Source organism: Gulosibacter chungangensis (genome assembly GCF_008831155.1).
GTDB classification, from domain to species: Bacteria; Actinomycetota; Actinomycetes; order Actinomycetales; family Microbacteriaceae; genus Gulosibacter; species Gulosibacter chungangensis.
In genome coordinates this window covers 97,597-123,742 of the sequence record NZ_WBKB01000009.1, presented here as the reverse complement: position 1 = coordinate 123,742, position 26,146 = coordinate 97,597, and the positions used below count along the sequence as shown (strand labels likewise).

The window sequence follows — 26,146 nt, the reverse complement described above, 5'->3', positions numbered from 1 at the left end:
ACGCCCTACCCCTATGGGGTATTCCCATGATCTTGTGAAGACGCGCCACGGGCGCGTCTGGGCTAGGTGAGATGCATCGTGGTGATGCAAGTCTTTGCCTTGCCGCCGGCGGTGGAGATCGCTTCGCTGGCGCTCATGCCGTCGTGCGTGATGGTGAGGGTACCCTCGAGGTCGCGGGGCAGCCAGAATCCCACGAAGCCGTTGTCGTAGGTTTGCACTGCCTCGTCGACGAGCGTGTCCCCGGTGGCCGCGTCGGTTACGCGGACGGTGATCTCCGCGTTCTGCAGCTCACCGATGCACCCGGTGGGGCTGTGGTTGTAGCAGTCGTGGGTCTGCGTGGCGTAGGGCGCGATGGAGACGTAGACGAGGTCGTCGGGCAGTGGGAGCTCGGCTGTGTGCTCATGCTGATCGCTGAGGATCAGCGCTTCGGCGGTGATCGAGGAGGCGAACTCTTCGGAGCGCTCGGCGAGCGGGGTGCGGTCGAGTTCGTCGACGAGCTCTCGCACGTCGAGCCCACCGAGGCCGTGCTCGATCAGGAAATCGTCGCTGGTACTGGGACCTGCGACGCTCGTAATGGGTACAGCGCTGGCGCAACCGGTGAGGGCCGCGGCCCCGAGCGTGAGCACGGAGATCGCGGAAAGCTGCAGTCCACGCAGTATACGAGGCGTGTGCGGTGTAGGCATAAGGGCTCCTGGGTGGAGAAGCGTCGGATACGCTGTGTCGGCTCCGACGCCGGACGGATCAGGGCGTGGTGCCGGGGTGACAGCTGCACTGTCGCCCCGGCACCATATCGACTAGAGGGTGTCGAGCAGGTCGCGCATCTCCTGGATCTCCACGGTCTGCGCGTCGATGATCTGCTGGGCGAGTTCGAGCGCGTCGGGGTTCTTCCCTTCGGAGAGCTGGGTTTCTGCCATCTTCACGGCCCCCTCGTGGTGCTCGATCATCTGCTGGAGGAACAGCTTGGAGGCGGTCGGTCCGTCGGCGGCCTCGAGCGCCTGTAGATCCTCTTCGGAGAGCATCCCGTCCATGCTGGCACCGTGATCCATGCCGCTCATGTCGGAGGCGCCCCAGGTTTCGAGCCAGGAGTTCATACGGTCGATCTCCGGCCCCTGGGCGTCTTTGATGCGCTGGGCGAGATCGGCGACTTCGGAGGCGACGTCGTCCTTTGCGAGGATGATGTCGCTCATCTCGACGGCCTGCTGATGGTGCTCGATCATCATCATCGCGAACATCTCGTCCGCCGTGTTCGCTTCCGTGGAGACGTCGCTGCTCGGTGCCGATGTTGAGTCGGTGGCGGGGGTTTCGGCCGGGGTGCTGCTGCAGCCGGCGAGCAGGAGCGACGCGGCGAGCGATGCCGAGGCGAGTGTGAGAATGGTGGTCTTCTTCTGCATATCTGTGCCTTTCAAGTCAATGGGTGGTCTCCCGCACTGCGTGCGGGCATGCGCGTGCCAGCCCGGAGGGACCCGGGGCGGCGGGGCACCACTCAGGTGCGGCTGATCGACAAGAACACGAGGGAGGGGCGGAGATGGCCGCCGGCATGGAGTTGCGGGGGCCGGATACGCAGGAGCAGGCGCGGCAGCCGAGCAAGGATGCGTCGGATCGGCCGGATGAGGGTGAGCCCGATGATGGCGAGGAGGATCATGCCGCACATCAGCGCCATACCGCCGTCGGGGGCGTGGTCGCCGCAGCTGGCGCACGCGTCTGTGCCTGACGCGGCCTGGGCCGTTCCCCCGGCATGCCCAGTATCTACGACCTTCGAGTGCTTTGCTTGCGGCTCAGTCGAGTCCCCCGCGTGTGGAGCGATCGAGTGCATCCCGAGGAGTCCGAGGATCATGAACAGTGCCGCGGCCGCGGGCAGGATCCATCTCCACGCGGCACCGATCAGGCGGTGCGCGGGGCGGAGTTTGCCTCGAACGACCACGCTTTCATAGTACCCCATGGGGGTACTATGAAAGCTGGAAATGTGCTCCCTCCCGAAGACTGTTCCCCTCCGCTAGTCGTGCTTCGCGATGGTGGGTTCGTGTTCGGCGATGTCTTCGGTCTCGATCTGGAAGGTCGAGTGGGGAACGGAGACCTCGAAGTGCTCAGCAACACAGTCTTTGACCGCCCGCAGCGTCTCGGCGGCGTGCCCGTCGGTGAAGCACTCGTCATCGACGACAACGTGCGCGGTGAGCGTCGGCAGGCCGGTGGCGACCGTTGAGGCGTGCAGGTCGTGCACGTCTTTGACATGGTCGAGTGCCAGGATGTGCTTGCGCACCTCATCAAGGTCGAGCCCCTGGGGGGTGAACTCCATGAGCACTCCGGCGGTTTCGCGCATGAGCTTGAAGGCGCGGGGCACGATCAAGGCGGCGATGAGGAGACCGGCGATGGCATCGGCCTGCATAAAGCCGGTGGTGGCGATGACGATCGCAGCGATGATAACGCCGAGAGAGCCGAGTGCGTCGTTGAGTACCTCGAGGAACGCGGCGCGCATATTGAAGTTCGCGCCCCGGCTCGAGGCGAGGATCGTGATGGCGATGATGTTCGCGACGAGGCCGACGATACCGAAAAACAGCAGCTCGGTCGCGGGCACCTCCGGCGGCTCGAAGAGGCGCCGGATACCCTCGATCGCGGCGTAGGTGCCGACAATGAGCAGGAGCGCCGACTGTCCGAGGGCTGCAATCACCTCAATGCGTCGAAACCCCCAGGTGCGCTTGGAGTTCGCCGGCTTGAGCATCAGGGTGGCCGCGATGAGCGCGACGAGCAGGCCGGAGGCGTCAGTGATGGCGTGGGCCGTGTCGGTGAGCAGCGCGAGGCTACCGGTAACGATCGAGCCGACCGCCTGGGCGACCACAATGGTCGCGGTGATCGAGAATGCAATCCAGAGCTTCTTACGGAAGTCTCCCGGATGTCCGGTCTCGCTGGGATCGGGCCCGTGGTTATGTCCTGCACCCATGTCTAGTTGTTCTCCGTTTCCGTGTCGCGGTGGTCGTGGGGACGTCGTAGATGTGTGCAGAGCACGGCCTGCGTGCCGGCGCCGTCGAGCACCTCTTCTGCGGCGGCGATAAGCCCCCGAAGGCGCGCAGGGTCGGACAGCGAATACCAGGTCGACCGCCCCTCCGGCCTCATGGCCGCGAGGCCGCACTCAAGCAGGAACCCGACATGCTTGCTCACAGTCGATTGCGCGAGCCCCAGGTGCTCGACGAGGTCACGCACGCGGTGCTCACCGGCGGCAAGGTGCTGCACAATCGACAGGCGGGTCGGATCTGCGAGGGCCTGGAAAAGGTGCGCGTACGAGGCTGTTGCCCGCTCATCCAGAATGGCGCGTTGCTCTATTACCATCGTCACATATCGATCATATCGCTAGGGTGCGATTATGTCGAGTAGAAATATGTACTCGATCACCGCAACGGCGAGCAGCTGCAGATGACGGGTGCCACCGCGGTGGTTGAGAGTCCCGCCGAGCGCACAGGCAAGGGAGGGAGGCCTCCAGCCCCAGCCACGGCGCCTCTACCGCTCGGCGCTCACACCTGGTTCGCCGGCAGTCGTTGGCGCCAAAGCAGAACCGGGCGATGCCGCGGTTTTCAAGTATTTGGCTTGGGTCGCTAGCGACGTCGACGAAACGCGTGGCGAGCCGGGTTACCCCCTCCGCCTGACCAGTGCCGACAGGAACCACGAGGATACCCGATCCGTGCCGCCCCAGGTCCGCTCTACATGCAAGTACTAGACGAGGCCGGATCTGGCAGAGAGGAGTTCCACACACGCTGGTGATGTCATCGACCCTATCTTCGGCTACTACATCCCCGCCGAGGGCATGCGACTCGCCCACCTCTCGGAACTGTAGTTGCAGCACGACGATACAGCCACACATTCCTGACGAGGGAGGACGTTTCTGAATTCGGGAGCCCGCCCGGCACTTCTGGCACAGGAGGAGGAGCGCTACCGGCAGAAGTCGAGGATTCCGTCACGGAGGTGCCTACGGGATTCGAACCCGTGTGGGCGGCTTTGCAGGCCGCTGCCTAACCACTCGGCCAAGGCACCAGGGGCGATTCAATCGCCGGGAGTGAGTCCGGCGACCAGATTGAAGGCGCCGGTGAGGATGTTGAGAGAGACGACGCCAACAACGTCGGCGATCTCGCGGTCGCTGTACCCGAAGGCGCGCAGCTCGTCAATCTCTACGTCGGTGATCGAGGTGGGTTCGCGGTACACCTGTAGGCCGAGTCGGATCATCGCAGCGATGGCTGGGATGATCGAGGTGCCCTGTTGCGCGGCAGTGATGGCGTCCTCGCTGAGGCCGAGGGAGCGCGCCGCCTCGATGTGGGATCCCAGGCACATGCCGCATCCCTGCTGCGACTGCACGGCAATCGAGATGAGCTCACTGATCTTGCGGTCGAGCTTGGCGCGTCGCATCGCTTTGCTCAGCTGCAGGTACCCGCCGAGCACCGCGGGCGAGTGAGCCATTGTGGAGACCATGTCGCCGACGGTGCCGTGCCGTTCGACGAGCTCGCCGAGCAGCTCGCGCGAAGCTCCCACAGCCGACGAGGGGGTCAGTCGAGAGAATCGGGGCATATAGAGCCTCCTTCGTCTAGGCGGGGACTATGGACTGCAGCGCTGCGTCGCGGTCTTGCGCGTGGAAGATTGCGTTAGCAGCAAGGGCGCCAGCGCGCTCGTTGGTGAGCCGGTAGAAGTCGCGGCGGCCATCAGGTTCGTGGGTGATGATGCCGACGTCCTCGAGCGCCGTGAGCTCGAGGAGCACTGACTCGGCGTCGAGGTCGGCGATATCGGCGAGGTGGTTGACGGTCATCTCGACGTCGCGGAGGGCGAGCACGATTTTCACGCGCACAGCGTCAGCCAGGAGCGCGAAAACGGAAACGGCTGAGTCCAAATGCGGAGTCTCATACGTTGCTTTCTCGTGCTGTGCGTCCCTCATGCATCTAGGTTACCCTGTACCCCTACCGGGTATCAAGTCAAGCCATGCATGTGAGCCGCGGGGATCAGGGGACGGCCCCGATCCCCGCTCGAGGCACCTAGGAGCGGACGAGCCGGTTGATGGCGTCGGTGGCTTCCTGGATCTTCGCCAGGGCCGCGTCATCACCGAGCTTCGCGGCGTCGAGCACGCAGTGCTTGAGATGGTCGTCGAGAAGTCCCGTGGCGACGCCCTGCACGGCGCGGGTGAGGGCGCTGATCTGGGTCAGGATGTCGATACAGTACTTCTCTTCGTCGATCATCTTCGCGATGCCGCGCGCCTGCCCCTCGATGCGCTTCATGCGCTGCAGGTACGGGGTCTTGTCGTCGATGTAGCCGTGGGTGGCGGCCGCGCTCTCACTCTCGGTTGACATGGGCATGTCCTTACTTCTCGCGTTCCAGAACGGAACGGGTGCTGGCTTCGGGGGTGAGGTCGATGCGGCGCAGGAGCTGCGCGTTGAGCGCGACCACGACGGTAGACAGCGACATCAGGATGGCACCGACCGACATCGGAAGCACGAATCCCACCGGAGCCAGGATACCGGCAGCCAGCGGCACCGAGATGAGATTGTAACCGGCGGCCCACCAGAGATTCTGCTTCATCTTGCGGTATGCGGCGCGCGAGAGCTCGATAACCGAGAGCACGCTGCGCGGGTCGGAACTCGCGAGGATGACCCCGGCCGAGGCGATGGCGACGTCGGTGCCGGCGCCGATCGCGATGCCGACGTCGGCCTGCGCGAGCGCGGGGGCGTCGTTGACGCCATCGCCAACCATCGCGACCTTCTTGCCCTCTTGCTGCAGCTGGGAGACCTTCGCCGCTTTGTCCTCGGGGCGCACGCCGGCGAAGACGCGGTCGATGCCGAGTTCCTTGCCGACCTCCTGCGCGACGGCCTCGGCATCGCCGGTGATCATGACGACTTCGACGCCAAGCTTGTGCAGTGCGTCGACGGCGTCGCGAGACTCGGGTCGGACCTCATCGGCGAGTTTCAGGCCGCCGATCATCTTGCCGTTTTGCAGGACGTGCAGGATGATCGCCCCCTCCTCGCGCCAGGCATCGGCCGCACCGGTCTCGGGTTGTCCGGTCTCTTCGAGCAGGCGGGGGCCGCCGACACGAATCTCATGGCCATCGACCGTGGCGGTAACGCCGACCGCCGGGGAAGAGGAGAAGCCGCTCGCGGGCTCGAGGGCGAGACCGCGCTCCTTCGCGGAGGCGACGATCGCCTTCGCGAGCGGGTGCTCGCTATCGGCCTCGGCGGACGCAGCCAAGGCCAGCACCCGGTCCGTGTCGAGGCCGCCAGCGGGCTCGACACCCGTGACGGTGGGTTCCCCCTTGGTGAGGGTGCCGGTCTTGTCGAAGAGCACTGCGTTTACCTGACGCATGGACTCGAGTGCCAAACGGTCCTTGATGAGCACGCCACCACGTGCGGCGCGCTCAGTCGCGATGGAGACCACCAGCGGTATCGCAAGCCCCAGCGCGTGCGGGCAGGCGATCACCAGCACAGTGATGCTGCGCACTACGGCGGCGTCGGGATCCCCGACGAGCGTCCACACGACCGCGGTAACGACCGCGGCGGCGAGGGCAAACCAGAACAGCAGGGCCGCGGCGCGATCGGCGATGCGCTGGGCGCGTGAGGACGAGTTCTGCGCCTCGGCGACGAGCCTATTGATGCCGGCCAGGGCGGTGTCATCGCCGGTGGCGGTGATCTCGATGCGCAGGCCGGAGTCGGTCGCGACGGTACCGGCGGTGACGGTCTCACCCTCGCCGCGCGTGACGGGCTTTGATTCGCCGGTGATCATGGACTCGTCCATCGCGGCGCGGCCGTCAACAATGCGACCATCGGCAGGCACGCTGCCGCCGGGCCGCACGACAACAACGTCGCCGACGGCGAGATCCGCTGGGGCTACCTTCACGATGTCATCGCCCTCGACCCGCTCGGCCTCATCGGGCAGGAGGGCGGCGAGGGAATCCAGCGCGGAGGTGGTCTGGGCGAGGGAGCGCATCTCGATCCAATGCCCGAGCAGCATAATGACGATCAGCAGCGCGAGCTCCCACCAGAACTCAAGCTCATGGTGCACAAGCCCCAGTGTCGCGGCCCAGGACGCAAAGAAGGCCACGGTGATTGCGAGAGCGATCAGAAGCATCATGCCGGGCTTGCGGCTCTTGATCTCGCTCCATGCGCCGGTCAGGAACGGCCAGCCTCCCCAGCCGTACATGACCGTACCGAGCACAGGGGCGATCCAGCCCGCCCAGCCAGGCACCTCGTAGCCGAGCACCATGCCGAACATCGGCGAGAAAAGGACAACGGGGAGAGCGATGACGAGGTTGATCCAGAACAGCCGCCGAAACTGGCCGACGTGGTCGCCATGCCCCGCGTGCCCGCCATGACCACCGTGCGCCTCATGCCCGTCGCCGCTCTCGTGCCCGCCGTGTCCGGCGTGCGCCTCATGCCCGGCGTGGCCTTCGTGCCCACCGCGCTCTGCCGTCCGGCCGTGCCCCTCATGCTCGCTGTGCGCGGCGTGCTCGTTGTGCTCCGTGCTGGCGCGATGCAGCTCAGTCGCCTTGCCGGACTGTGCCGCAGCAGCGTGGTGGGCGCCGTGCGCGGGGGCGGATCCGCCGCTGCCCGAGTGCTCGTGGCGCGAATGGTCGTGTGTGTTCGGATCTGTCATTGTATGCTCCTCATCATCCGACTCCGGTCGTGTAGCGACGAAGACGTCGCCACACGGTGACCGTTCAGGAAGCGGGTCGGATCTCGCTCTCGACGACCCACTTGTGGTTCGTCATCTTCATGCCGTCAACCTCGTAGTCGACCATATAGACGGTCTCATCCGTCGAGTAGGCAATCGTGGCCTGCGCGCCCGCCATGCCGCTCATGTGATCGGCGAGCAGAATGACCTCGGTGCCGTCGGCCAGGCGCTCGTCTCCGACGTTCTCGAGCTCCTCCTGCACGACCCAGCGATGGTCGAGCACAGGCTCTACACCGCTCGTCGGTGTGTAGTTCACTGAGTAGGTCACGGTGTCGAAGGCCCCGGAGATCGTCGCGCGCGCCCCGTCCATGCCTGCCATGTGGTCGGCAGTCAGGATAACCTCGGTGCCGACAGGGTACGTCGGGTCGACCGCCTCCTCGATGCCCTCGGGCGCGGGCCCACCATCCATCGGGTGGTCCATCATCGAGTGATCCATGTCTTTGCCGCCTTTCTCTCCGTGATTTCCTCGCAACGGTGGTGCGCCAGCGCACGAGATGTGCGCGAGATGAAATGTCTGGTTCACTACCAACCATATACCCCTATGGGGTACCTGGCAATGGGGAGAATCCTGCAGGTTTCGGCTCGTCATCCTTGCTCGCGCCCACCTGTAACGGGGGCGAGGGTGCGTCAGCCTCGTTCGGGCAGGCGGGATCGGAGCAGGGTGGCTGCAGCACTGACGGCGACGATGACGGCACCCAGCGTGATCATGGTGCCGGCGAGGGTGAGCTGCGGGACGAGCAGGCCAGCGATGATCGTCGGCACGCCGAATGCGAGGTAGGAGACGGTGTAGATCACGGCCATCACCGCGGCCCGTTCCGCGCTACCGGTGTGAGGCATGAGAGTACGCAGAACGCCGAGGAAGGCGGTGCCAAAGCCTGAGCCGACGAGGGCAACGGAAGCCACATACGCGGGATAGGAGTGCAGCGCGAGCGCACCGATGCTCGCCGCGGTGCCGATCGCCAGGGCGCTCGTCCCGTAGAGGCTGATGGTGCGCGCCGTGCGCCGATAGAGCAGGAGGGACGCGGTGACACCGGAGATCGCCAGGACGAAGATCACGATCCCGGCATGGGTGTGGGTGGAGCCTCCGAACTCCTCGCGGACGAGCCCGGTTCCCAGGGCAAGGAAGAGGCCGTTGGTGGCCCATCCTACGACAATGGCGGGCACACCGGCTGCGAACATACCGCGCAACTGGGGCGGCACCCGGAAATGCGGGCGCAGCTCCCCGCGTGCGATCGGGCTTCGGTCAACAAGTTCCGGTGTCGTCCAGACCGTCGCGGCCAGGAGCACGAATGCGGCTGTCAGGCTACCGAACACCGCGACCTCCGGGTCCGTGGTGAGATCTACAAGGATCGCTGCTCCCAGAGCGCCGCCGCCGAGGCCGATCATCGGGCCGATCGTGTTCCACAGCGCCGCCACATGTGACTGCGCCGCGGATTCGAAGTCGATCATCATCGCCGACAACGCCGGGATGAGCAGACCGGCCGCGACGCCCTGCAGGGCTCTTGCGGCGAGAAACACTGCCAAGCTGCCGGCCGTCCAGAACATGAGCAAACTTACCGCGAGCAGCAGCGATCCGACGGTCACGACCGGCCGTCGGCCGAGTCGGTCGGAGAGCGGTCCGAGGTAGAGCAGGGCGGCCAGCAACGTGAAGGCGTAAACCGCGAAGACCAGCGTCATAGCGACAGGTGTGAGAGCCAGGCGGTCGGCGATCTCGGGGTAGAACAGCGACGGCGCGCTAGCTGCGGCCATCGTGAGAATGGTGGCCGCCAGCGCGAGCGCGAATCCCCGCCTAGGGATTCTCCGGCGGGTGCAGCTTGCGGGCATCGGTTAGGCTCGGACGCCGTGCAACCGCTGGCCCCACTGGTAGACGGTGCCGACAGCGTCGATGCCGGTGACGCCGATGACCGTGCCGGCCTGCTCGTGGCGCACGACGAACTCCTCGCCGTCCTCGACGTGGGTGTCGGCGTCGCCGAGGTAGCCGACCCCGGTGATCATCTGGCCATAGACCATCGCCATGTAAGGGCTGCGCGGCAGGTACGCGCCGGGGTCGTCGGCAAGGCCGAGCTCGTGCAGGGCGACCTGGGCGGCGTGCGCACCTTGAGCGCTTGCGTCGTCCCAGTGGTCGATACGCCAGGTGCCGAGTGCGTCGTCATGGTGCGTCGCAACCCCGCCAGCTGCGTATACATGCGCGGTCTTGGCGCGGAGACGATCATCCACTTCGATGCCATCGGTCCACGGCGCCGGAGCCGCAGCGGCAGTTCCAAGTGCAAGCAAGAGGAGGTCCGCCGTGACAGAGCTGTCGTTATCGAGCGTGATCGCGACGCCTCCGTCGCTAACGTCAATGTGCTGGATTGTGCGTCCGAATCGGGTGAGCACGCGCGAGCTATGCTCGACGGCGAGACGCTCAGCGACGGGAGCACCAAACGCGCCCACCCCAGGGATGGCGCTGCGGTTGATGAGCATGACTGAATGCCCAGCTTCTCGCAACGACGACGCACTTTCAGCGGCGATGATTCCCCCACCGTAGATTGCGACGCGGGCGGGACGGCCGAGTCCAGCGAGCAGGTCACGGATGTGTAGTGCGTCCTCTATCGAATGAAGCGCGCTTACGCGGCCTGTCTCGAAAAATGCGGAGCCACCGGTGATATTGGCTGGAAGCGGTCGCGCGATACTGCCGGTAGCGACAATGACCGCATCATAGTTCAGTCGTCGACCCGAGGCGAGCTGCACTTCCTGAGAGCCGGTATCGACCTCGACAACGGTGTCCGAAACAAGGTCAACTTCGGGTAGAGGAATCTTAATCATGTCTGGCGGTGTCACGCCGAATGCGATGCCCTTGATGAGCATCCTCGTGTATGGGGTGACCCCGGTTTCCCCGACGAGCGTGACCCGAAGATCTTCTCGGCCGGCGAGACTGCGGGCGGCCGCAGCTCCCGCAGCTCCCGTGCCGAGGATGAGAATGTGCTGGGTACTGTTCATGTCTGGAACTCCGGGACTAGTGAGGTGGTGCGGTGAGCTCTAGGAGCGCACGAGGCGCGCGATAGCCTCGGTTGCTTCGGTGATCTTCGCGTCGGCGGCGGGGCCGCCGATCACGGCTGCGTCGAGGACGCAGTGACGTATATGGTCTTTCAGCAAGCCCAGGGCGACGCTCTCGAGCGCGCTCTGGATGGCGGAGATCTGGGTGAGGATGTCGATGCAGTAGCGATCCTCTTCGACCATGCGGTCGATGCCGCGCACCTGGCCTTCGAGACGGCGGAGGCGGTTGCGGTACTTCGGTTTGTCGGTGATGTAGCCGTGCACGGCGTTCTCACCGTGCTCGCCCGTCGGACAGAGATCAACGGCGGGGGTTGTGATGGTCATACTGTTGTACTCCGGTTTGACGGTCGGGTGCCTCAGCTCGACAGCTGAGGCACCCGACCACTGGTGTATTACGCCACGTTGGCGGCGTACTTTGCAGGGTCCGAGTCGAACGCGGGGCCGCAGCCGGCGCAGCAGAACCAGTAGCGCTGGCCCTCGAAGTCGCGATACAGCCCGGCCGCCTCGGCAACAGCCTTGACGACGGGGGTGCCGACCATCACGGGGCAGGTGGCGGTGTCCTCGCTTGACCCGCCGAGCAGGTTCTCGCGGTCGGTGCCGTCAACGGCGGGGTTGGTGTTGTTGGTGGAACAGCAGCTGCTCATTATTCGTCATTTCCTTCTTGATTGTTGGTTTGGTGAGGTGGGTGAGTTCGCGTCACTTTTTGGTGACGCTGCGGAACCCGCGCAGGCGTAGGCTGTTGCCGACGACAAAGACGCTCGAGAACGCCATTGCCGCACCTGCGAGCATAGGGTTGAGCATTCCCAACGCCGCGACGGGGATCGCCGCAGTGTTGTAGGCAAATGCCCAGAACAAGTTGGTCTTGATCGTCGACAGGGTCTTTCGCGACAGGCGGATCGCATCGACAGCGGCGCGGAGATCGCCGCGGACGAGCGTGATGTCAGAAGCCTCAATCGCGACGTCTGTGCCGGTACCCATCGCGAGTCCGAGATCGGCCTGCGCGAGTGCGGGTGCGTCGTTGACGCCGTCGCCGACCATCGCGACGATCTTGCCTTCCCGTTGCAGTCGGGCGACAACGTCGACCTTGTCCTTGGGGAGCACTTCGGCGATGACCTCGTCAATGCCAACCTCGGCGGCGATCTGCCTCGCCACGGCCTCGTTGTCGCCGGTCAGGAGAATCGGCGTGAGTCCGATCTCCTTGAGCCCGCGAATCGCCTCGGCGCTCGTTGGCTTGACGGTGTCGGCCACGACGAGGATGCCGCGGGCCTGTCCGTCCCAGCCGATCGCAACGACGGTCTTGCCTTCGCCCTCGGCACGCGCCTTCGCAGAAGCGACCTCGCGAGAGAGCTGCTGCGCCCAATCGGCAAGAAGCGATTCGCGCCCAACAACGACCGGAGTGCCGTCGACGATGCCTTGTACGCCCTTGCCTTCGACGTTAGCGAAGTCTTCGGGAGTGGGGAGCTGACCGACTTCCTGCGTGGCTCCCTTAGCTATCGCTTGGGCGATGGGGTGCTCTGATGCATCCTCGAGCGCGCCCGCGAAGCGGAGCAGTTCGGCACGATCCACACCGGCCTCCGTGACTACGTCAACGAGGGTCATCTTGCCGCTGGTCACGGTGCCGGTCTTGTCCAGCACCACGGTGTCGACCTTGCGGGTCGACTCGAGCACTTCCGGGCCCTTGATGAGAATGCCCATTTGCGCTCCGCGACCGGTACCGACCAGCAGAGCGGTCGGAGTGGCCAGACCCAGTGCGCACGGGCAGGCGATCACCAGCACCGCCACCGCGGCGGTGAACGCGGCGGCGACTGGGAAGCCAGCCCCAAGCCAGGCCCCGAGTGTGACGAAGGCGATCACGATCACGATCGGCACGAACACCCCGGAGATCTTGTCGGCGAGACGCTGCACCTCTGCCTTGCCGGTCTGGGCATCTTCGACAAGCTTCGCCATCTGCGCAAGCTGCGTATCGGAGCCTACTCGCGTGGCGCGCACGACGAGACGGCCGCCAGCGTTGACGGTGGCACCCGTGACGGTGTCACCCTCGCCGACTTCCACGGGCACGGACTCGCCCGTGAGCATCGAAGCGTCCACGGCAGATGTGCCGGAGGTCACGATCCCGTCGGTAGCGATCTTTTCGCCAGGTCGCACGATGAACTCGTCACCGACCTGCAACTCCTCGGTCGGGATCTTCACTTCGACACCACCGCGCAACACGGAAACTTCCTTCGCGCCAAGCTCGAGCAGGGCGCGGAGCGCAGCTCCGGCCTGACGCTTCGAGCGCTTCTCGAAGTAGCGTCCCGCGAGGATGAACATTGTCACACCCGCGCCGACCTCGAGATAGATGTTCGCCGCGCCGTCGGAAGGAGCAATCGTGAATTCAAAGGGGTGCGTCATGCCAGGCATGCCTGCGGTGCCAAAGAATAGAGCGTAGACCGACCACAGCAACGCGACCGAAGTGCCCATCGAGATGAGCGTGTCCATCGTCGCGGTGCCGTGCTTAAGGTTCGTCCAGGCGGCTTTGTGGAACGGCCACGCAGCCCAGATGATGACCGGAGCGGCCAAGGCCAGCGAGGCCCACTGCCAGTAGTTGAATTGCAAAGCAGGGATCATCGCCATCGCAATCACCGGAACGGTCAGCACGATCGATCCAATGAGTCGCTGGCGCAGCGAGATAAGCTCGTGGTCGGGCGCGTCCTCATCGTCAGAGGCCCCCGCAGCAGCCTGGCGCTTCCTGGGTTGCGGCATGGCAGCGGTGTAGCCGGTCTTCTCGACCTCGGCGATCAGCAGGGCTGGATCGTACCCCTCGGGGACGGTGACCTTTGCTTTCTCAGTGGCGTAGTTGACCGTCGCTGAGACGCCATCGAGCTTGTTCAGCTTCTTCTCGATCCGGTTCGCGCAGGAGGCGCAGGTCATCCCGCCGATCTCCAGTTCGATGTCCGGCCCGCCTGTGGGCGGTGCTGATGTGCTCATCCTCTTCCTTCTCTTTCAGCTTCCTCGTTGCGACGGCCAACCCATTAGGGTTAGTGGCCGCCTTCGTCTTCTGACGGTGACCCGTCGCCGTGGCCGGCATCAACCACGAACTCGGCGGTGTGCACCTTCCCCTCGACCTGGAAATCCAGATACAAGAGGTAGCGGCCTGCTGTCGGCGCCTCGGCCATAAACCCGATGTCAGGTCCTGCGGTCTCGCCGGCTTCAGGCTCATCACCCATGGCGTGGACATGCAGGTAGGCGAGATCTCCTTGACGCAGCGCCACCAGGTGGCCGAACGCCCCCAGATACGGTTCCAGTGTTGTCACTGGCTGGCCATCACGCTCGACTGAAATCATGAGTTCCGCTGATTCACCGGCGGTGAGATCACCATCGAGTGTGACAGTGAATCCGTCGACCTCCGCGACTCGCTGCACCTCCGGCGTTGCAGGCGAAAGATCGCCGGCGACGTCAACTGAACGAGTCAGGGTGATGCCTTCCGCACCCTCCGTACCCGGAGTGAAGTCGGCGTATACCCGGTAGGTACCCGCCTCATCCCAAGACCACGGGACTGACCATGTACCGGTTATCGCGTCCAGCGTCGGGTGCACGTGCCGGAACTCAGCACCATCTGAGCGGACAACAATCAGGTGAAGATCTTTCTCGTGGGCTTCGGTGTACTCCGTCACCGGCTCACCAGCGGCCGTGAGGATCTGGAAACTCAGTGCCCCCTGGGTGCCCACTTCGGAGGGAGCTTTCACTGGCGAAAGCACAAAACCATCAGCGTCAAGCGACAGGCCTTTAAGGTCCTGCACGTTGGACTGCGACTGGTTTCCGGGCTGGCTCTCACCATGCTCGTTCATGTCACTTCCTTCTGCCCACGCGGCAACGGTGCTGTCGGGGATGATGGCCCCGGCGACCGCAAATGCCCCGCCGAAGGCCACCACCAACCCTGCCCCGTAGAGCGCGAGCCTTGAACCCGCGTTCATCAGACGCGCACCGCCGAGTACCCGGCCTCCTCGACCGCGGCGAGCACCTTGGCGTCATCAATCTCGCCCTCGGCTGTCACGACGAGCTTGCCCGTCTGCGCGCTGACCTGGATCTCCTCGACGCCGGCGATCTCGCTGACCTCTTCACGGATCGACATCTCGCAGTGCCCGCAGGTCATGCCCGTCACCTGATACTCGTTCGCAGTCATGGAATATCCTCCTCTTAAAGGTACCCCTACCGGGTACGTGTACAAACAGTAACCCTATACCCCACCAAGGTATTCCCGCAATCCCGGTACACCCCTCCCTGCGGGCCTAACATCACCCCCTCCCGCTAGCCAGCACGGGGGCAGTCCGCGAAGCGCGCATGCCATGACCCGTCGCCCCAGCCACGCCAACGAGGCCCCAGGTACCAGCACCGGCGACCCCACATGGGCTGAACCCGCCCCGTACGCAGAGATACAGAACGAGTCGCACCCCTAACCCCAAGAGCGCACGCCCTCGCAGAAGCAGCCACGAGCCCTCCTCGGGGCGATACCCAATCCGGAACATTAGCCAAGCCGGAATGAAAGTACGATCAACTCCGTCCACCCTGCAACTACCTTCGATTTTGGCGAAGACACGCAAGTTCCTCGCCGCCCTAAAGATCTGTCCGTAGCGCCAGAGCCGCGATGAACCCAAAACGTCCTTCGCAAAAATATTGATCCCATCGATTTCTTGCGATACCATCGTCAAATGTCGATGAATGGTAGGGCTTCGAGAGGCCTAGATGGCGTCGCGGGTGAGCTGTACGCGCATCTTTTCCAGGCGTTGTCGGAGCCCGCGCGGCTGGCGATTCTGCAGCATCTTGCGTCCGGGGAGCATCGAGTGCGGGACTTGGTGGATCACATGGGCGTTGCCCAGTCCACCGTCAGCAAGCACTTGAGGTTCCTCGCCGAATGCAAGCTCGTGCGAGCCCGCCCGGACGGTCGGGCATCCTGGTACTCGCTTGCTCAGCCCGAGCAGCTGAGCACCGTCATTGTCGCCACCGAAGAACTTCTGGGAGCGACAGGCACTCATATGTCGCTGTGCGCGCATCTCAGAGACCCCCAGATCACCACAAACGGAACGAAGGAGAAATAGTAGACATGGGACTTGGACACAATCACGACCACGGGGGCAGTCACGGCGGGGTGCAGACCGCGACTGCAGGACACCGCCGCCGACTGATGATCGTACTCGGCATCTATGTGACCATCATCGTCGCGGAGTTTATTGGAGCATGGCTCACCGGTAGCCTCGCACTGATGGCTGAAGCCATGCATATGGCCATCGATGGCAGCGGCATCCTCATCGCGCTTATCGCGACGTTCCTGGCCACGCGCCGCGCGTCCAAGAAACGCACATATGGAATGATGCGCGCGGAGATCGTCGCCGTGCTGATCAACTGCCTGCTGCTATTCACCCTTGGTGGATTCATTTTGTTCGAAGCGGTGGAACGTTGGTTCAACCCGGCTGATGTCGCCGGCGGCGGCGTGATCATCTTTGCGATCGTTGGCCTGATCGGTGCATCTATCTCCCTGGTGATCCTCAGCCGCGGTGCCAAAGAAAGCCTGAACGTCAAGGCAGCTTTCCTCGAAGTCATGAGCGACGGAATTGGTGCGGCCGCGATTATTGTCTCTGGCATCCTGAACGTCACCATCGGCTGGAAGCAGGGGGACGCGATTGCCGCCGCAGCTATCGGCGTCATCATCCTGCCCCGCGCGTTCATGCTCCTCAAGCAGGCGATCAACATCATCCTGCAGGGAGTGCCTGACGGCATCGACATTGAGCAAGTTCGCAGCGAGATCGAGGCCACAAACGGAGTCGGCACAGTCCACAGCTTGCACGTATGGGCACTCACCAGTGGCGTCCCCGTCATGAGCGCACACATAGTCCTCGATGAGGACGTGGCAGCCAGCGGATCGGGCAACCGAGTCCTGGACGAACTCACGGAGCTCGTGCGTGAACACTTCAACATCGAGCATGCCACTTTCCAGATCGAAGAGGCAGGCCATATCGATCACGAAGGCGCAATGCACCGTGACCTTGCCGGCCTCACCACGACCCCATCAGTCAGTGGAGGCCAGCACGCAGGACACAGCCATTAGCATTCCACCCTCCCGCAGGATCGAAGGGGTGGAGCTCATCGAGCAACTCCACCCCTTCGACCTCGTCATGCTGCACATAGGTTTTCGCCTTGAGCCAAGGACCTCAATCCCGGGGAGACCTCTTGGCCTGCTGATACTGATGTCAGTAGTGCCCCGTAGTGTGGTGTAACCACCCGGTGGCCTACCTCGTCATGGACGTAGGCGCGGTCACCGTGTGACCCTTCGAGAAGTCTCTTACCTCCACTCGAAAGGCATCATCACGATGACCGCTCCTCATATTGTCGACCCTGTCGGCCTCCTCACCCAAGCCCTCACTGACGCGTCGCCGGATCTGATGCGTTCGCTGTTGCAGACCATGATCAACGCGCTCCTATCCGCAGACGCGGATGCCGTCTGCGGCGCGGAATGGGGCAAACCCTCCCCGGACCGCGTTACCCAGCGCGACGGCTACGGACACCGCGACCTCGATACCCGCATCGGCACCATCGACGTTCAGATCCCGAAGCTCCGTCAGGGCACATACTTCCCGGAATGGCTGCTCGAGCGTCGCAAACGCGCGGAGACCGCGCTGATCACCGTGGTCGCGGACTGCTACCTCGCCGGCGTCTCGACCCGCCGGATGGACAAGCTCGTCAAACAGCTCGGCATCCACTCGCTCTCGAAATCGCAGGTGTCCAGGATGGCCGCAGACCTCGACGAACACGTCGACCAGTTCCGTCACCGCCCCCTCGACGAAGCAGGCCCGTTCACATTCGTCGCCTGCGACGCACTCACGATGAAAGTCCGCGAAGGCGGCCGCGTCATCAATGCCGTGGTGTTGATCGCGACCGGCGTGAACGCCGACGGACGCCGTGAAGTCCTCGGCCTACGCGTCGCGACCAGCGAGACAGGGGCTGCCTGGAACAGTTTCTTCGCAGACCTCGTCGCCCGCGGTCTGGGAGGGGTGCGCCTCGTCACCTCCGACGCGCACGCGGGCCTGGTCGAGGCGATCGCCGCGAACCTGCCCGGCGCGGTCTGGCAGCGCTGCCGCACCCATTACGCCGCGAACCTCATGTCCGTGACCCCGAAGAGCATGTGGCCGGCGGTGAAAGCGATGCTGCACTCCGTCTACGACCAGCCCGACGCTGCCGCTGTTCACGCGCAGTTCGACCGGCTCCTCGACTACGTCGACGGCAAGCTCCCCGACGCGCACGAACACCTCGACACAGCACGCGCAGACATTCTCGCGTTCACCGGGTTCCCCGAAGGGCTCTGGCAACAGATCTGGTCAAACAACCCCAACGAGCGCCTCAATCGTGAGATCCGCCGCCGCACCGACTCCGTCGGGATCTTCCCCAACCGGGACGCGATCACCCGCCTCGTCGGCGCCGTGCTGGCCGAACAGACCGATGAATGGGCAGAAGGCCGCCGCTACCTCGGCCTCGAGATCCTAGCCAAGAGCAGGCTCACCCTCGTCACCGATACCAACGCCGAGGAGGTGACCGACACCGTCCTCGAACTCAGCGCCTAACCATCACAACATCGAAGGACACCGCGCTACACCACCACCCGGGACTTGACCCTGATGTCTCATGAGAACACGTAGGAAATTCGCCTTGGAGTACCGGAGCGAGGCCGCAAATCTCCTAATCCAGACCTACAGCTACCCCGCCGATCAGGATCTATGGACAGAATGACGGGGTTGGCACGAAGGTTTCTGACAAGTCCGACGGTGCGATCGCGCTCAGGTAGTCGATCTTCTCCGGCGTTACCCCTCCTTACCGTTTCAAGAGGAACAAGACCCGAAACCGGGACGAGTCACACAGTTTCTTCGCCCCGCCACCCCGCAGGGAAGGGCTGTGACTCGTGCAGACTGACACAGCGCCAAACAGGCTGCATTAAAAGCTAGGGGCGAGGAGGCAGAGCTGCTGCTTCTCGGTCACTACGCCAGTGCCATGCAGGGGGCAGAGCATAACGGCGTCAGCTGTCAGCGCGAGCAACTTTTCCGCCGCGGAAAGCAACACTACAAGACACTCTGGGTGAGCAATACACTGATGCCCAACCCTCCGGTCGCGAGCTGACGAGCCCAGTCTCTTTCAGATATGCCAGAGGCCTGGAAACTGTGCTCGGAGATAGTCCCATGCTCGATCAGGTCCACCACGCGGTACTCGCCGCGCAGCAGGTGCTGCAGGATCACCAAACGTGAGGGGTCACTGACACTATGAAAAAGCCGGGTAGCTGACGTCATTGCAACCGCTTCTTCCACCTGGGAGTTCGCGCTCGAAGCATTCGCCTTCATCGAGATAATTCGATGATACCCACCCGTTCAATAGGTCAGCATCGAGTCCACTGTCATCACACACGGACAACCACCCCGAGTATAGACAGATACGTCCGCCTGACCACTAGTCCTGCTCCCAGCCTTCGACCCTCCTGGGATTCCGTAGTAGTGGAGCTCAAGCGTGGACTCACTCGTATGAAACATGTCGTTCCCTGTCAGGTCCACTTAGAGACGGCATCATCTTCGCCGAACCGGACGGGCAGCAGGCAGGGCACCGTCAGAGGATAAGGTGCCTGTCCGCGAAGGCCCACGAACCTCATAACCCTTTTCATAGTGCTTCCCCCGAGCCTCCGGTCCGAACCGCAGCGCTCGTGTTCCAAGTCAGGATTGCCCAGACCGCTCCCCCTACCCCAATGGCAACCAGTATCAGTGCGGTGAACGGCAAACCGATCCAGGCTCCGAGCAACCCAGCAAGCGGATACGTGATCATAAAGGAGGCATGCGACAGGGAGAACTGCGCCGCGAATACCGCCGGTCGATTGGTCTCGTCGGAATTTCTCCGGAGGAGCCGTGCAGAAGGCGTGAGTATCAGGGAGTTCGCTGCCCCCATCATGAACCACGCCAGCATCAGCGCGCCCCAAGTCCAAGGAGCCTCCGGCGTAAACAGAACGATTGCTGCGCAGAGCAAGACGGTCGGTATCAAGGCCGCACCCCACAGCATGACTCTCCGATCCGGAAGCTTGTCCAAAAGCCGGGGCAATGCCAACGCAACAACCATCGACCCCGCCCCGTACTTCGCAAGCAGCAACGCCACGTCTGCCTGAGTGCGCTCAAGCTCCCCCTGCACCAAAACCACCGTATTCACGATCACCATCGCGGTCGAAGTGGCCACAACCAGATTCAATGCCAGCAAAGACCGCAGTTCTCGCCGAGCCCAAAAGACCCGCACGCCCAGAGTGAGACGGGTGAAGAACTTGGTCGCAGGACCGGGAATGGCGTTCGGGAAGGCCGTGAGCGCAACAAGCATCGTGGAGCACAAGAACCCCACCACTGTGCCAACGAATAGATTGTTGTAGCTGATCACCGTCAGCAGGATCGCGGCAATCATAGGACTCACCAGGGACTCAAGGTCATAGGCGAGACGAGACAGCGATAGCGCGCGCGTGTACTCACGCTCATCGGGCAGCACTTCGGGGATAACCGCTTGAAACGCTGGCGTGAACGTTGCTGAAGCCGATTGGAGCAGGAAGATCAGCACGTAGATCTGCCAGGCCTCAGTCACGAATGGCAGCGCCACGGCGACGCCCGCCCGCACGAGATCAGCGGAAATAAGCACCGGCTTCCGAGGAAGCCGTGCGGTGAGTGCCGCGGTAATCGGCGAGACGGCCACATAGGCGACCATCTTGATCGTCAGCGCAGTGCCCATCACCACGCCCGCGTTTCCACCCGCAATGTCGAAGGCGAGCAGGCCCAGCGCCACAGTCAAGAGCCCCGTCCCCAGCAAAGCTACAATCTGTGCCGAGAACAGCTTGGTAAATGTTGTGTTCTTGAGCACACTAAGCATCGGACGACTCTCCAAAGACATTGGCCAGGGACGGTTTGACCATGTGGTGCGCCGGTGACTCTTCGTTTGCGTGCTGGGCCTGGTAAATCGCGTCGGCAACCAATCGGGTGGAGTGCTCGTTCGCCAACCGGTAGAACACGCGCTGGCCGTCTTTCCGGGTCACGACGACACGCGCAGCACGCAGTTTCGCTAGATGTTGCGACACTGCAGCCGGTGAGCGATCCACAATGTCCGCCAAATGATTCACCGAAAGCTCGCCCTCCTGCAGGGCGATCACGATGCGCACGCGAGTCACGTCCGCCAGCAAGGCGAATACTTCAACAGCGAACTCTAGATAAGGTTCAGACTCGATGAAATTTATCCGCGTACCTGCATTCATGCTTATATATGCTAGTGATTCGATCCCTCCTCAGCAAGGAGGGCAACAGACCTAGGGCAGCCGGCGGCAGCGAACGTGTCATTCCAAAAGGCCGAGCTTCGCAACTACGACTTTGAGGACAACCCCGGCCCGGTACGCGATCGCGGGCTTGACGTATCGGCTCGCGAGCGCCCACCCCCACTTCGGCCAGGAGCGCCTACACTTAGCCCCGTTCCGGCCATGCCGTTGTCTCCGTCAAGCTTCGGCGGGCACCCGCCTTAAGGTCCACGCCTTCTCCGATTGGCTTACTGATCGCGCGACTCAGGCATCAACAGCCTCAATACCCCGGATTTTAGTTCGGAGTGCAACACCCAGTGAGTTACCCCGAGCATAACTCCTGGAATACCTCTGCCGGGGTCGCCCAACCCAGCACTTTCCTGGGCCGGTCATTGATCTCACCGATGTACTCGTCGAGTTCTTCCTGGGTGAGGTCCTCGAAGGTTGTGCCCTTGGGGAGATACTTCCGTAGCCGACCATTGAAGTGCTCGTTACTGCCCCGCTGATATGCGCTGTACGGGTCACAGAAATAGGTGGGCACCCCGATCGTGTCGGCAAGCATGTAATGGTGTGCGAACTCGCTTCCATTGTCGGCTGTGACAGATTTGACGGCGTGTGCAGGCAGCACCCGATACACGCCAAGCTGCGCCTCCAGAGTCGGGGCAGCAGCGACTCGGGAGAGCTTCACTCCCAGGTAGTAACGGCTTGTGCGTTCGACCATGGTGTGAATACCGCCGGTGCCGTGTGCGCCCAGCACACTGTCTGATTCCCAATGCCCAAACTCTTCCCGCGTCAATACCTCGGCGGGTCGTTCATGTATCGAGACCCGATATTTGATGCGTTCCGTGTGTACCTTTCGGCCCTTGATGCGGCGTCGTTTCTTCTGCCCCCGAGCAAGGTATTGGTGCAGCTGCCGATGCTGTTGGCCGGGTGAGTAAATCCAGGCATACAACGTTTCTGGGCTGACCCGCATACGGTGATCGGTGGGGTGCTCGATAGGGAGGCGTCCGCTGATCTCTTCCGGGGTCCACCCCCGCCCCAAATGTGTGATCACCCAATCAACGAGCGGGTCATGCGTCATTCGGTAGGGCTGGTGCGAGCGTGCTCGGCGTGTGTTGGCGTGGAGTTGTGCTTGACCAGCGAGATACACCCGGTCTCGCCGGTGACGGGTGTCGAGTTTGTTCCGTAGGTAGGGGCGAAGATTCGCGTGGTCGTGTTCAGGTTGCCAGGAACGCTTCTTGATCTCGCGGCCGATGGTTGAACGGTGCACGCCGATTCTTCGAGCGATCTCGGCGTGGGTGTGGCCGTGGTCGTGGAGTTTCTCGATCTCGATCCGGTCGTTCAGGGTGAGGTGGCGGTAAAGTGTGGACAAGGAAGCGCAGCCCTTCGGTGGTGGTCTAGACAACTCACACTTTAGGTGTTGCGCTTCCGTCTAGAACCCGGGTACCGCGCTAGCGCGGACAGGTGCGGACTATGCTCGATGAATAGGCCCTGTTGCCCAACACCGCATTGGGCGGGGTGCAACAGCTACCACACATCCGCTCTGTCAGCGGGATGTTTATAGGCAAATCGCTGTTCTGCCCGCAAGCCATTAGAGCCCCGAACCGAAGGCCACGCCCATCGACCAGATGACGCACCTTCATGAGTAGGCCTTCGAGAGCGCCCGACCCTACGTTCAGATGGCTCGATAAGGAATTCTTTGAAATTCTAAGAAACCCTTGTGTCTGGGACAGGTTCATCGGTGCTGCTGCACACACCCGAACGTGGAATCCGTCGTGGATATTCCAGTCGATCAATCAGGCACGTTCGGCGTCCCCGTGGAGGCGGGCCTGCACCCGATTCCAGGTATGCTCAGCGGCTATTCCCTATACACCGGGGTCTGATGCAGGAACTGGTGACAACTGATCTTTAGGGCCGGGAGGCTCTGAGGGAGGATGTCTTCATGCCCAGACCATTTCCGCGTGAGTTTCGCGATGACGTTGTCGCGGTCGCTCGCCGCCGTGAGCCGGGGGTGACGTTGAGACAGGTTGCCGAGGATTTCGGGATCTCGGAGGCGTCGCTGACGAACTGGCTGAAGCGGGCCGATATCGAGGAAGGCAGCCGCCCTGGTCAGACTCGAGACGAGGTTGCTGAGGTGCGTGATCTGCGTCGCCGGAACCGGTTGCTCGAGCAGGAGAACGAGGTCCTCAGGAAGGCGGCGGCGTATCTGTCGCAGGCGAACCTGAAGCTTGGCGGCTCCCCAAAATGATCTACCCGCTCGTGAGCGAGCTCGCCGATGACGGGGTGCCCGTCACGGTGTCGTGCCGGGTTCTCAAGCTCGCCCGTCAGCCCTACTACCGGTGGAAGCGCGACCCTGTCGCTGACGCTGAATGGTTGCGCGCTCGCCGCATGAACGTGCTGTTCGACGGCCATGTCGATGATGCGACGCTCGGCTATCGGCAGCTGGCGAACTTCGCCCGCCGGCGAGGGTTGCGGATGAGTCGCAGGACCGCGTGGTCGTTGGCGTCTCAGGTTGGCGCGGTCTCGACTTCGCAGCGCAGCCGACGCGGCAAGGGCAAGAAGGCGGGCCCGCCGGTGTTCGATGACCTCGTGAAGCGACTGTTCACCGCTGATGCGCCGAACCGGCTCTGGCTCACGGATTTGACGGAGCATTGGACGGCCGAAGGCAAGCTCTACTGCTGCATGATCAAAGACGCCTGGTCGAACCGGATCGTCGGCTACTCGATCAAATCGACGATGCATGCCGACATCGTCGTCGACGCGATCGAGCACGCCGTCGCCCGTCGCGGTGACGTCGCCGGCTGCATCCTGCATGCCCACCGCGGCAGCCAGTTTCGTTCGCAAGCGGTCGCGAGGGCGCTGCGCCGGCACGACATGGTCGGCTCGATGGGACGAGTGGCGTCAGCGGCAGACAACGCCGCGATGGAATCGTTCTGGTCGCTGCTGCAGAAGAACGTCCTCAACCAGCAACGACGATGGGAGACCCGTCAAGACCTGCGGCTGGCGATCGTGACCTGGGTCGAGCGCCGCTACCACCGGCAACGAGAACAAGACGGACTCGGCGGGTTGACCCCGATCGAGTTCGAGACCACCATGGAACCCGCCGCGATCCTCGCGGCCTAAACCGAAACTGTCACCAGTTCCTGCATCAGACCCCCGCTGCCACACTGTCTGAAACGGCCACAATATCTGAGCAGATCCGGCCACCCGTTCCCCACCGAGACCGGCACATGATCGCCTCGATGATCAGGAGAGAATCAGCGACCGGGGCGGCCCCAATTTCCTAGCGGACCGAGCATCACATCAGCGATTAACGCCCACAGATCATCGGAGAAGACTGGAGACAAGACACCACTCCGAGATCCCAACTCCTTCACGAGTCAATCAGCAGACATTCCCTAGTCGGGACACTTCTTCGGAGGAGCCAAGATACACGAGGTCGATTTTTTACCGGACCCCTCACGGGAAATAGAGCACGAGGCATAGCTAGGCAGAACTATCCAATCGCAAGGAGTACCTGGCTGCACGCAGAGAACATGCCACGGCTGGACAGGAGCACCCCGCGCTCGCACGTTTAGCCCTCGAAGATGTCGCCGAGGAACTCGAAGGGGCTCTTCTTCTTACGGTAGCGGGGGTCGCGACGGCGGTCGTCATAGTGATCGTCCCGCCGCCGATCATCGTGGTGGCCGCCCCGCCCCAGGTCGTCATAGCGCCGGTCGTCGCGGTCGTCGTACCGGGGCTGCTCACGGCGGGGCTCGGAGTACTGCGGGGCCGGTTCTGCGACGGTGTCGGCCTGCATGCGCTCGAGGATCTTGTCGAGCTCGCCCCGGTCAAGCCAGATACCTCGGCACTGCGGACAGTAGTCGACTTCGACGCCCTGTCGTTCGCTCATCAGCAGGGTGGTTCCGTCGCTCGGGCAGTTCATAATGTCAGCGTAGAGCAGACGGGTCGCTCCCTGGCTGTGAAGTTGACTGCCGCAGACTGTGAGTTCGACGCGCCCGGCCGGGTCACAGTCGGAACTCCAAGAGCCAGTCGACGGCGAGCTGCGCGACGGCGGCGACGATGACGAAGTGGAGGAGGATCGCGACCCAGGCCCAGGATGCGAACCCGGTGAGCCTGCGGATAGCCGACTCGTTTACGACGAGATCGCCGTCGGCGCCGCCTTTCGCGAGGGTGACCCACCAGAGCGGGATCATCGCCGTCCAGACGACCATGCACCAGGGGCACAGGGTGCCGAGCGAGTAGAAGCTCTGGTACTGCAGCCAGGTGATGAAGACGATGCCTCCGAGGAGGCCGAGGCAGTAGAGCCGCCAGAACCAGCGGGCGAAGTGGGCTCCGGCGAGGATCGCGGCCCCGATGAGGATCGGGATGGTGAAAGCGGTGACACCGATGATGGTGTTGGAGAACCCGAAGAGGGAGCCCTGCCAGGAGTCCATGTTCGGCCCGCAGGTGACGAGCTTCGAGATGTTGCAGTTGGGTGCGTGAGTGGGTTCCTGCAGCGTCTTGATGTACTCGGTGAGCAGCTCGAAGGAGGCGAACCAGCCGACGATACCGGCCACGATCGAGAACCACGCGAAGCCGATGCGTCGTCGGCGTAACGGTGTCTCAGCGCTCGTGGTCATGGTTCGAATCTACACAGGGCAGGCTGAGCGGATGACGGCTGCCCGAGGCCGGATGGTGGCCAGGCGCGCGCTGCGTGTGCGGGATCCTGAGCATGGGTCAGTCGGCCGTCACGTTTACGACGCCTTTCATTTCGGCGTGGATCGAGCAGTCGTATTCGTAGCTGCCGGCTTCGTCGAAGACGTGGGTGAAGCTGCCCTGCCGCATGAGCTCGCTCACGAAGCTCGCGTCCCCCGCGACGACGTCGTGCTCGTTCTGCCCTTCGAACACCCAGCGCACGGCCTCGCCCTCGGTGACGTCGACCTCTGGCATGTCGTAGGCGTTGTCGTAGGCGCGCACGGTGACGGCGGGGTCAGCGTCATCGGCGGAGGGGGTGACCTCGGGTTTCGAGGCGGCGCAGGCGGCGAGGCCCCCGAGCAGCCCGACCGTCACTACGGCTCCGAGGGCGTGCACGAGGATGCGGCGGATGTCAGTGTCCAT

General features: G+C 63.4%; 27 protein-coding genes, 1 tRNA gene and 1 pseudogene. 4 read left to right on the top strand and 25 right to left on the bottom strand.

Annotation, left to right across the window (positions count from 1 at the left end; translation table 11 throughout):
- Positions 1–62: 62 nt before the first annotated feature.
- The 18 genes and pseudogenes from F8O05_RS12925 to F8O05_RS12840 all read right to left on the bottom strand — a co-directional run bounded on the left by F8O05_RS12925 (position 63) and on the right by F8O05_RS12840 (position 14,887).
- Positions 63–683, bottom strand: coding sequence for a CueP family metal-binding protein (locus F8O05_RS12925; RefSeq protein WP_158053156.1), 621 nt, complete (start codon positions 681–683; stop codon positions 63–65).
- Between the two features lie 111 nt (positions 684–794).
- Positions 795–1,391, bottom strand: a complete 597-nt coding sequence (locus F8O05_RS12920) for a DUF305 domain-containing protein (RefSeq protein ID WP_158053155.1) — start codon at positions 1,389–1,391, stop codon at positions 795–797.
- Positions 1,392–1,483: 92 nt separating this feature from the next.
- Positions 1,484–1,939 (bottom strand): DUF6153 family protein, encoded by a 456-nt coding sequence (locus tag F8O05_RS12915; RefSeq protein ID WP_158053154.1) that lies wholly within the window; start codon positions 1,937–1,939, stop codon positions 1,484–1,486.
- Positions 1,940–1,993: 54 nt separating this feature from the next.
- On the bottom strand, positions 1,994–2,935 hold the full coding sequence (locus tag F8O05_RS12910; protein ID WP_158053153.1) for a cation diffusion facilitator family transporter: 942 nt from the start codon (positions 2,933–2,935) through the stop codon (positions 1,994–1,996).
- Between the two features lie 2 nt (positions 2,936–2,937).
- The gene (locus tag F8O05_RS12905; protein ID WP_158053178.1) at positions 2,938–3,321 is read right to left on the bottom strand and encodes an ArsR/SmtB family transcription factor; all 384 of its coding nucleotides are present in this window, start codon (positions 3,319–3,321) and stop codon (positions 2,938–2,940) included.
- A gap of 628 nt (positions 3,322–3,949) precedes the next feature.
- A tRNA-Cys gene (locus tag F8O05_RS12900) sits at positions 3,950–4,020 on the bottom strand.
- 9 nt (positions 4,021–4,029) lie between these two features.
- Positions 4,030–4,548 carry a carboxymuconolactone decarboxylase family protein gene (locus F8O05_RS12895; protein WP_158053152.1) on the bottom strand — a complete coding sequence of 173 codons (519 nt, stop codon included), beginning with the start codon at positions 4,546–4,548 and terminating at the stop codon, positions 4,030–4,032.
- Between the two features lie 16 nt (positions 4,549–4,564).
- On the bottom strand, positions 4,565–4,909 hold the full coding sequence (locus F8O05_RS12890) for an ArsR/SmtB family transcription factor (protein WP_225735909.1): 345 nt from the start codon (positions 4,907–4,909) through the stop codon (positions 4,565–4,567).
- 97 nt (positions 4,910–5,006) lie between these two features.
- Entirely contained in the window at positions 5,007–5,318 is a 312-nt protein-coding gene (locus F8O05_RS12885) for a metal-sensitive transcriptional regulator (RefSeq protein ID WP_158053151.1), read from the bottom strand.
- Between the two features lie 10 nt (positions 5,319–5,328).
- Positions 5,329–7,611, bottom strand: coding sequence for a heavy metal translocating P-type ATPase (locus F8O05_RS12880; RefSeq protein WP_225735908.1), 2,283 nt, complete (start codon positions 7,609–7,611; stop codon positions 5,329–5,331).
- 64 nt (positions 7,612–7,675) lie between these two features.
- A pseudogene (locus tag F8O05_RS12875) lies at positions 7,676–8,113 on the bottom strand (YdhK family protein); the annotation flags it as partial.
- Positions 8,114–8,316: 203 nt separating this feature from the next.
- Complete coding sequence (locus F8O05_RS12870; protein ID WP_158053150.1) at positions 8,317–9,513, bottom strand: MFS transporter; 1,197 nt, start codon at positions 9,511–9,513, stop codon at positions 8,317–8,319.
- 3 nt (positions 9,514–9,516) lie between these two features.
- Positions 9,517–10,668: an FAD-dependent oxidoreductase gene (locus F8O05_RS12865; RefSeq protein WP_158053149.1), complete on the bottom strand. Its 1,152-nt coding sequence runs from the start codon at positions 10,666–10,668 to the stop codon at positions 9,517–9,519.
- Positions 10,669–10,707: 39 nt separating this feature from the next.
- A complete protein-coding gene (locus F8O05_RS12860) occupies positions 10,708–11,049 on the bottom strand; it encodes a metal-sensitive transcriptional regulator (RefSeq protein ID WP_158053148.1) in 342 nt (113 codons plus the stop codon).
- A 68-nt stretch (positions 11,050–11,117) separates the two neighbouring features.
- Positions 11,118–11,369, bottom strand: coding sequence for a YHS domain-containing protein (locus F8O05_RS12855; RefSeq protein ID WP_158053147.1), 252 nt, complete (start codon positions 11,367–11,369; stop codon positions 11,118–11,120).
- A gap of 52 nt (positions 11,370–11,421) precedes the next feature.
- On the bottom strand, positions 11,422–13,692 hold the full coding sequence (locus tag F8O05_RS12850) for a heavy metal translocating P-type ATPase (RefSeq protein WP_158053146.1): 2,271 nt from the start codon (positions 13,690–13,692) through the stop codon (positions 11,422–11,424).
- A gap of 50 nt (positions 13,693–13,742) precedes the next feature.
- Positions 13,743–14,678: a hypothetical protein gene (locus F8O05_RS12845; protein WP_158053145.1), complete on the bottom strand. Its 936-nt coding sequence runs from the start codon at positions 14,676–14,678 to the stop codon at positions 13,743–13,745.
- Positions 14,678–14,887: a heavy-metal-associated domain-containing protein gene (locus F8O05_RS12840; protein ID WP_158053144.1), complete on the bottom strand. Its 210-nt coding sequence runs from the start codon at positions 14,885–14,887 to the stop codon at positions 14,678–14,680. Before F8O05_RS12840 ends, F8O05_RS12845 begins: the two co-directional genes overlap by 1 nt.
- A gap of 526 nt (positions 14,888–15,413) precedes the next feature.
- Here F8O05_RS12840 and F8O05_RS12835 point away from each other — a divergent pair.
- The 3 genes from F8O05_RS12835 to F8O05_RS12825 all read left to right on the top strand — a co-directional run bounded on the left by F8O05_RS12835 (position 15,414) and on the right by F8O05_RS12825 (position 18,317).
- A complete protein-coding gene (locus tag F8O05_RS12835) occupies positions 15,414–15,800 on the top strand; it encodes an ArsR/SmtB family transcription factor (protein ID WP_318655825.1) in 387 nt (128 codons plus the stop codon).
- A gap of 5 nt (positions 15,801–15,805) precedes the next feature.
- Positions 15,806–16,807, top strand: coding sequence for a cation diffusion facilitator family transporter (locus F8O05_RS12830; RefSeq protein ID WP_158053143.1), 1,002 nt, complete (start codon positions 15,806–15,808; stop codon positions 16,805–16,807).
- 262 nt (positions 16,808–17,069) lie between these two features.
- Complete coding sequence (locus F8O05_RS12825; protein ID WP_158053142.1) at positions 17,070–18,317, top strand: IS256 family transposase; 1,248 nt, start codon at positions 17,070–17,072, stop codon at positions 18,315–18,317.
- Between the two features lie 492 nt (positions 18,318–18,809).
- On the opposite strand, the gene F8O05_RS15260 is transcribed toward F8O05_RS12825, so the two are convergent.
- From F8O05_RS15260 to F8O05_RS12805, 4 genes are all read right to left on the bottom strand, one after another.
- Positions 18,810–19,085 (bottom strand): hypothetical protein, encoded by a 276-nt coding sequence (locus tag F8O05_RS15260; protein WP_318655824.1) that lies wholly within the window; start codon positions 19,083–19,085, stop codon positions 18,810–18,812.
- A gap of 310 nt (positions 19,086–19,395) precedes the next feature.
- A complete protein-coding gene (locus tag F8O05_RS12815; RefSeq protein ID WP_158053141.1) occupies positions 19,396–20,631 on the bottom strand; it encodes an MFS transporter in 1,236 nt (411 codons plus the stop codon).
- The gene (locus F8O05_RS12810) at positions 20,624–21,010 is read right to left on the bottom strand and encodes an ArsR/SmtB family transcription factor (RefSeq protein WP_158053140.1); all 387 of its coding nucleotides are present in this window, start codon (positions 21,008–21,010) and stop codon (positions 20,624–20,626) included. Before F8O05_RS12810 ends, F8O05_RS12815 begins: the two co-directional genes overlap by 8 nt.
- A gap of 358 nt (positions 21,011–21,368) precedes the next feature.
- Complete coding sequence (locus F8O05_RS12805; RefSeq protein WP_192497180.1) at positions 21,369–22,418, bottom strand: IS30 family transposase; 1,050 nt, start codon at positions 22,416–22,418, stop codon at positions 21,369–21,371.
- Between the two features lie 570 nt (positions 22,419–22,988).
- On the opposite strand from F8O05_RS12805, the gene F8O05_RS12800 reads away from it, so the two are divergent.
- Positions 22,989–24,169 (top strand): IS3 family transposase gene (locus F8O05_RS12800; RefSeq protein ID WP_404811375.1). Its coding sequence is split into 2 segments (ribosomal slippage): positions 22,989–23,255 and positions 23,258–24,169, totalling 1,179 coding nucleotides; the frame shifts between segments, so codons are not numbered across the junction.
- 451 nt (positions 24,170–24,620) lie between these two features.
- Here the strand turns inward: F8O05_RS12800 and F8O05_RS12795 are convergent.
- From F8O05_RS12795 to F8O05_RS12785, 3 genes are all read right to left on the bottom strand, one after another.
- Positions 24,621–24,971 carry a TFIIB-type zinc ribbon-containing protein gene (locus F8O05_RS12795; protein ID WP_158053139.1) on the bottom strand — a complete coding sequence of 117 codons (351 nt, stop codon included), beginning with the start codon at positions 24,969–24,971 and terminating at the stop codon, positions 24,621–24,623.
- A gap of 82 nt (positions 24,972–25,053) precedes the next feature.
- The gene (locus tag F8O05_RS12790) at positions 25,054–25,668 is read right to left on the bottom strand and encodes a vitamin K epoxide reductase family protein (protein ID WP_158053138.1); all 615 of its coding nucleotides are present in this window, start codon (positions 25,666–25,668) and stop codon (positions 25,054–25,056) included.
- A 97-nt stretch (positions 25,669–25,765) separates the two neighbouring features.
- Positions 25,766–26,146: a cupredoxin domain-containing protein gene (locus F8O05_RS12785; protein WP_158053137.1), complete on the bottom strand. Its 381-nt coding sequence runs from the start codon at positions 26,144–26,146 to the stop codon at positions 25,766–25,768.

Coding starts and splice junctions, on each gene's coding strand:
- F8O05_RS12905 (WP_158053178.1), bottom strand. CDS start 3,321: ATGGTAATAGAGCAACGCGCCATTCTGGATGAGCGGGCAACAGCCTCG.
- F8O05_RS12860 (WP_158053148.1), bottom strand. CDS start 11,049: ATGACCATCACAACCCCCGCCGTTGATCTCTGTCCGACGGGCGAGCAC.
- F8O05_RS12790 (WP_158053138.1), bottom strand. CDS start 25,668: ATGACCACGAGCGCTGAGACACCGTTACGCCGACGACGCATCGGCTTC.
- F8O05_RS12865 (WP_158053149.1), bottom strand. CDS start 10,668: ATGAACAGTACCCAGCACATTCTCATCCTCGGCACGGGAGCTGCGGGA.
- F8O05_RS12895 (WP_158053152.1), bottom strand. CDS start 4,548: ATGCCCCGATTCTCTCGACTGACCCCCTCGTCGGCTGTGGGAGCTTCG.
- F8O05_RS12825 (WP_158053142.1), top strand. CDS start 17,070: ATGACCGCTCCTCATATTGTCGACCCTGTCGGCCTCCTCACCCAAGCC.
- F8O05_RS12925 (WP_158053156.1), bottom strand. CDS start 683: ATGCCTACACCGCACACGCCTCGTATACTGCGTGGACTGCAGCTTTCC.
- F8O05_RS12910 (WP_158053153.1), bottom strand. CDS start 2,935: ATGGGTGCAGGACATAACCACGGGCCCGATCCCAGCGAGACCGGACAT.
- F8O05_RS12915 (WP_158053154.1), bottom strand. CDS start 1,939: ATGGGGTACTATGAAAGCGTGGTCGTTCGAGGCAAACTCCGCCCCGCG.
- F8O05_RS12830 (WP_158053143.1), top strand. CDS start 15,806: ATGGGACTTGGACACAATCACGACCACGGGGGCAGTCACGGCGGGGTG.
- F8O05_RS12890 (WP_225735909.1), bottom strand. CDS start 4,909: ATGAGGGACGCACAGCACGAGAAAGCAACGTATGAGACTCCGCATTTG.
- F8O05_RS12855 (WP_158053147.1), bottom strand. CDS start 11,369: ATGAGCAGCTGCTGTTCCACCAACAACACCAACCCCGCCGTTGACGGC.
- F8O05_RS12870 (WP_158053150.1), bottom strand. CDS start 9,513: ATGCCCGCAAGCTGCACCCGCCGGAGAATCCCTAGGCGGGGATTCGCG.
- F8O05_RS12795 (WP_158053139.1), bottom strand. CDS start 24,971: ATGAACTGCCCGAGCGACGGAACCACCCTGCTGATGAGCGAACGACAG.
- F8O05_RS12810 (WP_158053140.1), bottom strand. CDS start 21,010: ATGAATGCAGGTACGCGGATAAATTTCATCGAGTCTGAACCTTATCTA.
- F8O05_RS12835 (WP_318655825.1), top strand. CDS start 15,414: ATGTCGATGAATGGTAGGGCTTCGAGAGGCCTAGATGGCGTCGCGGGT.
- F8O05_RS12880 (WP_225735908.1), bottom strand. CDS start 7,611: ATGACAGATCCGAACACACACGACCATTCGCGCCACGAGCACTCGGGC.
- F8O05_RS15260 (WP_318655824.1), bottom strand. CDS start 19,085: ATGAAGGCGAATGCTTCGAGCGCGAACTCCCAGGTGGAAGAAGCGGTT.
- F8O05_RS12850 (WP_158053146.1), bottom strand. CDS start 13,692: ATGAGCACATCAGCACCGCCCACAGGCGGGCCGGACATCGAACTGGAG.
- F8O05_RS12840 (WP_158053144.1), bottom strand. CDS start 14,887: ATGACTGCGAACGAGTATCAGGTGACGGGCATGACCTGCGGGCACTGC.
- F8O05_RS12920 (WP_158053155.1), bottom strand. CDS start 1,391: ATGCAGAAGAAGACCACCATTCTCACACTCGCCTCGGCATCGCTCGCC.
- F8O05_RS12885 (WP_158053151.1), bottom strand. CDS start 5,318: ATGTCAACCGAGAGTGAGAGCGCGGCCGCCACCCACGGCTACATCGAC.
- F8O05_RS12815 (WP_158053141.1), bottom strand. CDS start 20,631: ATGCTTAGTGTGCTCAAGAACACAACATTTACCAAGCTGTTCTCGGCA.
- F8O05_RS12845 (WP_158053145.1), bottom strand. CDS start 14,678: ATGAACGCGGGTTCAAGGCTCGCGCTCTACGGGGCAGGGTTGGTGGTG.
- F8O05_RS12785 (WP_158053137.1), bottom strand. CDS start 26,146: ATGGACACTGACATCCGCCGCATCCTCGTGCACGCCCTCGGAGCCGTA.